General features: G+C 36.7%; 5 protein-coding genes and 1 riboswitch. All 5 genes read left to right on the top strand.

The features are described 5' to 3' along the window. The first annotated feature begins 668 nt into the window (after window positions 1–668). The 5 genes from ACIQ2X_RS02065 (at window position 669) to ACIQ2X_RS02045 (ending at window position 6,145) form a co-directional block, all read left to right on the top strand. Entirely contained in the window at window positions 669–1,967 is a 1,299-nt protein-coding gene (locus ACIQ2X_RS02065) for an O-acetylhomoserine aminocarboxypropyltransferase/cysteine synthase family protein (protein ID WP_396177215.1), read from the top strand. Beyond that, window positions 1,964–2,275, top strand: a complete 312-nt coding sequence (locus tag ACIQ2X_RS02060) for an OsmC family protein (protein WP_396177214.1) — start codon at window positions 1,964–1,966, stop codon at window positions 2,273–2,275. The genes ACIQ2X_RS02065 and ACIQ2X_RS02060 overlap by 4 nt, the downstream gene beginning before the upstream one ends. 232 nt (window positions 2,276–2,507) lie before the next feature. Further along, a complete protein-coding gene (locus ACIQ2X_RS02055; protein WP_396177213.1) occupies window positions 2,508–3,503 on the top strand; it encodes an alpha/beta fold hydrolase in 996 nt (331 codons plus the stop codon). Next, window positions 3,490–4,590, top strand: coding sequence for an aspartate kinase (locus tag ACIQ2X_RS02050; RefSeq protein ID WP_396177212.1), 1,101 nt, complete (start codon window positions 3,490–3,492; stop codon window positions 4,588–4,590). Before ACIQ2X_RS02055 ends, ACIQ2X_RS02050 begins: the two co-directional genes overlap by 14 nt. A gap of 128 nt (window positions 4,591–4,718) precedes the next feature. After that, window positions 4,719–4,823, top strand: a riboswitch (SAM riboswitch). A gap of 344 nt (window positions 4,824–5,167) precedes the next feature. After that, window positions 5,168–6,145, top strand: coding sequence for a homocysteine S-methyltransferase family protein (locus ACIQ2X_RS02045; RefSeq protein ID WP_396177211.1), 978 nt, complete (start codon window positions 5,168–5,170; stop codon window positions 6,143–6,145). The last annotated feature ends 35 nt before the right edge of the window (window positions 6,146–6,180 follow it).

Below are 6,180 nucleotides of genomic sequence, written 5' to 3'. Positions count from 1 at the left end.
AGCCAAAAACAAGCTAAAGCAATGTAAAACCTCGTCAAGCGCCTATAAATATAGAAAAATAAATATTCCGTTATTTTTTATCGGACAACAATGATACATTATATAACAAACCAAAAAAAAACCTCTGAAAATTCAGAGGTTTTTTTTGGATTAAAATGCTGTAATTTAGTTTTTAAATCTATTAATTGGTAGATTGGTAGATTAATAATCTAAATTGTAGTTTTATTTTTAATTTTATTAGAAAATTTTTCTGTATTAAATTTTAAGTACTATCTTTGCAAAGTAAAAAATAAAATAAATAAAATGAACTTATCAATGTGTGCTAGCTGTATGATGATGTGGAATAATCCGCAGAGTACTTCTATTGCATAAATTTGAAATTGTAATATATAGAAACCTCTGCAGTGATGCAGAGGTTTTTTTTTGCAAAATTTTTTCAAACAACAATAAATATGCTTTCAAAAAATACAAATCTAGAAATGAAATCCTTTATGATGATGTGCACTATGTGTTGCATACCCATACGCTATTGCCAAATTCGGAATATCTAAATCTTAGTTCAAAAACTATTTTTAAATCCGTTTGGTAATCAATCAAAGGGATTTTTTTTGTTCAAATTCAAAATAATCAACTTCAAATATTAATTACATCATTTAAATTTTAAAATCATGAGTACACAAAAATTTTCTACCAATGCTTTACATGCAGGTCACGACGTTACTAAAAATGCAGGAACTCGCGCGATTCCGATTTACCAAACTTCCTCCTATGTGTTCAATAATTCGCAACACGCAGCCAATTTATTTGGTCTTGCGGAACCCGGATTTATTTACACTCGCTTAAACAATCCCACAAACGATATTTTGGAGCTACGTTTAGCAACTCTTGAAGGCGGCATTGGAGCGGTAGTTACTTCGTCAGGGACTGCGGCAATTGCAACAACTTTTTTGACTTTACTCAAAGCTGGAGATCATATTGTTGCGTCAAACAGCTTGTATGGAGGAACTTACAATTTGCTTAAAGTTACCTTACCCCGACTTGGAATTACCACTACTTTTGTCGACCCGTCCCATCCAGAGAATTTTACTATTGCTTCTCAAGAAAATACAAGAGCGTTTTTTATTGAAAGTTTGGGAAATCCAAAACTTGATGTTCTTGATATTGAAGCAATTTCCGTACAGGCTAAAGCATTCAAAGTACCGCTAATTGTTGATAATACCGTGGCAACACCTTATTTGTTGCGACCTATCGATTTTGGTGCCGACATCGTTATTCACTCGCTCACAAAATACATTACTGGAAACGGCACTTCGCTAGGTGGTGTGATCATCGACGCGGGAAAATTTGATTGGTCTAACGGTAAGTTTCCTGAATTCACAGAACCTTCTGCGGGTTATCATGGCTTGAAATACTATGAAGCTTTAGGCGCTTCCTCATTTATTGCCAAAGTTCGTATCGAAGGGTTACGTGATTTTGGATCTGCTTTAAGTCCATTCAATGCCTTTCAAATTTTGCAAGGGCTCGAAACTTTATCCATCCGAATTAAAAAACACTCCGATAACGCATTGGCTTTGGCTCAATGGTTAGAATCGCAAAGCGAAGTGGCTTGGGTCAATTATCCCGGTTTGGATTCCTCCAAATACAAGGTCTTAGCAGATAAATATTTGCCTGAAGGAAAAAGCGGTATCGTAACCTTTGGTTTGCATGGCGGATTTGAAGCAGCTCGAAAAGTAGCGGATGAAACAAAATTATTTTCACTATTAGCAAATATCGGCGACACCAAATCATTGATCATCCACCCAGCAAGCACAACGCACCAGCAACTTTCTGAAGAAGAACAACTTGCAACAGGTGTAACTAAGGATTTAATTCGATTATCAGTTGGAATCGAAGACTTGGACGATTTAACCACCGATTTAAAGACAGTATTTCAAACCATTAACACAAAAAAAACAGTACAATCATGAGTATTAAACAAGTAAAAATTGTGGGTTATGCCCATTCCGACGAGCAGTTTATAGTAAACGCTAATAATTTTAAAGTTCGCATCAGTAAAAACAGTCGTCCAGAATTAGAAGGTCCAAGCCCTTTGGAATATGTTCTTGCCGGCTATGCGGGTTGCATAAATGCGGTAGGAAAATTAGTTGCAAAAGAACTGAATTTGGATTTGAAGTCCTTGCAAATTGAAATTGCAGCTACTTTAAGTTTAGACAAATACCAAGGAAAAGAAAGCAACAATCGTGCGGGTTTTGAAGTGGTTGATGTGTTGGTATAACCCACTTCAGAAGCTTCTAAAGAAGATTTGCAAAAATGGATTTCTATTGTTAAAAATAGATGTCCCATTCACGACAATCTGGTCAATCCAACTCCCATTCATTTAAATCTCGTGCCGCAATATGAGACTTTAGAACTTGTATCATAAATAGAGGATTTGTTTCTTTTTCAAAACTGTCTTTTGTGCTAAGATCTAAGGACAGTTTTGGAAACAAATTAAAAAATCAATAATAATGTTAGAAAAAATCGAAATACTAGATTTTACATTAAAAAGTAAAATCAAAGTGCCAATAATCAATTTGACGTACCAAGTTTTCGGAAAACCAATCGGTTTTGCTCCTGTCGTGCTAGTCAATCATGCGTTAACAGGTAACTCAAATGTGAGCGGTCCAAACGGTTGGTGGAACGAAATAATTGGAGCCAAAAAAACTATTGACACTGAGTTTTTTACAGTAATCGCCTTTAATATTCCAGGAAATGGCTTTAACGATGATTACCAAAACTTGATTCATAACTACAAAAATTTTTCTGCAAAAGATGTGGCAAAAATGTTCTGGAAAGGCATCAAGCAACTCGGCATTAATGAACTATTTGTTCTCATTGGCGGTAGTTTAGGGGGCGGAATTGCTTGGGAAATGGCAGCTTTGAAACCCAATCGTATTCGGCATTTAATTCCCATTGCCACACATTGGAAAGCGTCGAACTGGGTTGTCGGCAATGTTTTGGTCCAAGAACAAATCCTCAACAATTCTCAAAATCCCATTGCAGATGCCCGATTGCATGCTATGTTGCTCTACCGAACGCCAAAATCCATCAATCAAAAGTTTACTCAAAATAATGAGGTACCACACCCGTCGTTTCCAATTGAGAACTGGCTTTTGCATCATGGTGTAAAACTAAAAAATCGCTTTTCATTACCTGCTTATAAATTGATGAATCACTTGCTCAAAACCATTGATATTTCTAAGGATTCTGTTAATATCGAAGCGGAAATCAGTAGAATTTCGGGTGCGATTCACTTGATTTCGGTAGATACCGATTTACTCTTTACAGCAGATGAAACACAAGAAACATTCAATAAAATAAAAGTGCTAAAACCGAATGTGTACCATCATCAAATAAAATCGGTGCACGGTCACGATGCATTTTTAATCGAACACCAACAACTGTCCACTATTTTAAAACCCATTTTTAATACCCAAAACCAACTCAATCATGTCAGCATTTAAAGTAAATATTGTCCTTTTCGGAATAGGAAATGTAGGAAGTACCCTGATAAATCAAGTTTTGTTCAGTCAAAAACAATTTGCAGAAAAAAAGAATATCGATTTATCCTTTAAAGTTATTACCAATTCTACGCTCGCATTTTTCGAAAAAACCAAATTGCAAAATGAGTGGGAAGCAGATTTTAAGCAATTCGCAATCCCTTTTCAAGTGCCGGATATTATAGATTATATTCAGGAACAAAAGTTAGAAAATTTAATTTTTGTTGATGCAACGGCAAGTTTAGAACTCGTACAAACGTATCCCTTATGGATCAAAAACGGATTCAATATCGTAGCGGCAAATAAAAAAGCCAATACTCAAGATTTTCATTTCTATCAACAATTGCGGTCGCTTTTAAAAGTTTACGACAAAACATTTTTGTACGAAACCAATGTAGGTGCCGGTTTGCCGGTTGTTCAGACCATCAGAGATTTGCACAATGCAGGAGAACAAATCACTAAAATTAGAGGCGTATTCTCCGGTTCTTTGAGTTATATATTCAATCGATTTTCAGCAGAGGACGTTTCTTTTTCCACAATTTTAAAAGATGCCGAAAAAAAGGGCTACACCGAGCCGGATTCTCGTGAGGATCTTTCCGGAAATGATGTAGCACGTAAATTGCTTATTCTAGCACGTGAAGTCGATGAACAATTTGAGTTTACAGACATTGATATTACCTCACTTTTAGTGCCCGAACTTACGGACAATATTTCCAAACAGGGGTATGCCATTCAAAAAACAGCGTTGGACAAACCTTTTGAAATCGCTAAAAAAGCCCAGAAACCAAATCACGCTTTGCGGTACATCGGCGAACTTGATTTAATCGACAAAAAAGCGGTGGTCAAACTAATTTCAACGCCACAAAATACGGCTCTCGGCCAGTTAAAAGGTGCCGATAACCTTATTGAAATTTACACTAAATCCTACGGCGAAATTCCCATTGTCATTCAAGGTGCCGGTGCGGGAAATCAAGTTACGGCAAGAGGTGTTCTTTCGGATATTCTCAAAATCGCCGAAAAATTGAAATTTCTAGAACCTGTTGTTGTGTAAATTAATTTACAAAATTATAAATACTTAGATTTTTTTTCTTTTATTAAATATTTTTTAATCAAAATTTAGAAAATATTTCTGTTTTTAAAAAATACGTGTATCTTTGCCGTGTTCATAACTAGATTGATTTGTTATCACGAAAGGTGGAGGGATTAGACCCAACGAAACCTTAGCAACCCTACTCCCGTAGAAGGTGCTACATTCTATTCCGATTCGTCGGAAACAGATAACTCTTGAGAAATTTCCTCCTCCCTCTTGATAACGTAAAATAAGTAATTCCTAACTGTCTCATAGACGGTATTGAAGTCGGGAACGAATGGCTTGCACATTTTAGCTCCCGAAGTTTCGGGACTTGTTCCCGCTTTCGGTTGTATCTTTTGTTTTTTTTAAAGAAAAAAAATAAAAGGAAACCGCCTCAAATGAAATTCATCGAGCACGAATGAAAATCATTAAATAAGTGAGATAATCGGGGTTATTCAGGTTTTTATTTTACCGAAAATTAATCGTTTTTAGTAGGATTCTTAATGAATCATAATTTCGTAATGGTTTTAAAAAAAAAGCCTTTGTGGCAAAAAATATGTCATCTATAAAACAAGCAATAAAAGAGAGAATTCTTGTGCTCGACGGCGCGATGGGAACCATGTTGCAACGCTACAATTTCTCCGAAGCAGATTTTCGAGGCAAGCATTTCAAAGATTTTCCACATTCCTTAAAAGGGAATAACGATTTGTTATCGCTCACACAACCCGAAGCGGTCAAGGAAGTCCATCGGCAATATTTTCAGGCAGGAGCCGATATTGTCGAAACCAATACCTTTTCTGGAACCACCATCGGAATGGCCGATTATCATCTGGAAGATTTCGTTTACGAACTCAATTTTCAATCGGCTAAAATTGCCCGCGAAGTCGCTGATGAATTTACTGATAAACCTCGTTTCGTAGCCGGTTCCATTGGCCCCACCAATCGAACAGCTTCTATGTCGCCCGATGTAAACGATCCTGGATTTCGAGCCGTAACTTTCGACGATTTAAAAATTGCCTATAAACAACAAGTACAAGCATTGCTCGACGGCGGTTGTGATGTATTATTGGTTGAAACTATTTTTGATACCCTAAATGCCAAAGCCGCACTTTTTGCCATCGAAGAAGTAAAAGAAGAACGAAATTCGGATGTTCCTATAATGGTTTCCGGAACAATAACCGACGCTTCTGGTCGCACGCTTTCCGGTCAAACAGTAGAAGCGTTTCTGATTTCCATTCAGCATTTTGACCTATTAAGTGTGGGTTTTAATTGTGCCCTCGGTGCCGATCAACTCAAGCCGTACTTAAAACGATTGGCACATAATACCCAACTCAATATTTCGGCACATCCCAATGCAGGTTTGCCTAACGCCTTCGGACAATACGACCAAAGTCCCGAAGAAATGCAAGTATTAATCAAGGAATATTTACAAGACAATTTGGTCAACATCATCGGTGGCTGCTGCGGCACCACACCAGAACATATCAAGTTAATTGCAGATGTAGCTACACAGTTTAAACCTAGAAAATTATAATTTGTATAACAGTTTTTTATGCAAGGTTTCCAAAA

It is taken from the genome of Flavobacterium sp. (assembly GCF_044368625.1).
Lineage (GTDB): Bacteria > Bacteroidota > Bacteroidia > Flavobacteriales > Flavobacteriaceae > Flavobacterium.
This window is presented reverse-complemented; position numbering and strand designations above follow the sequence as displayed.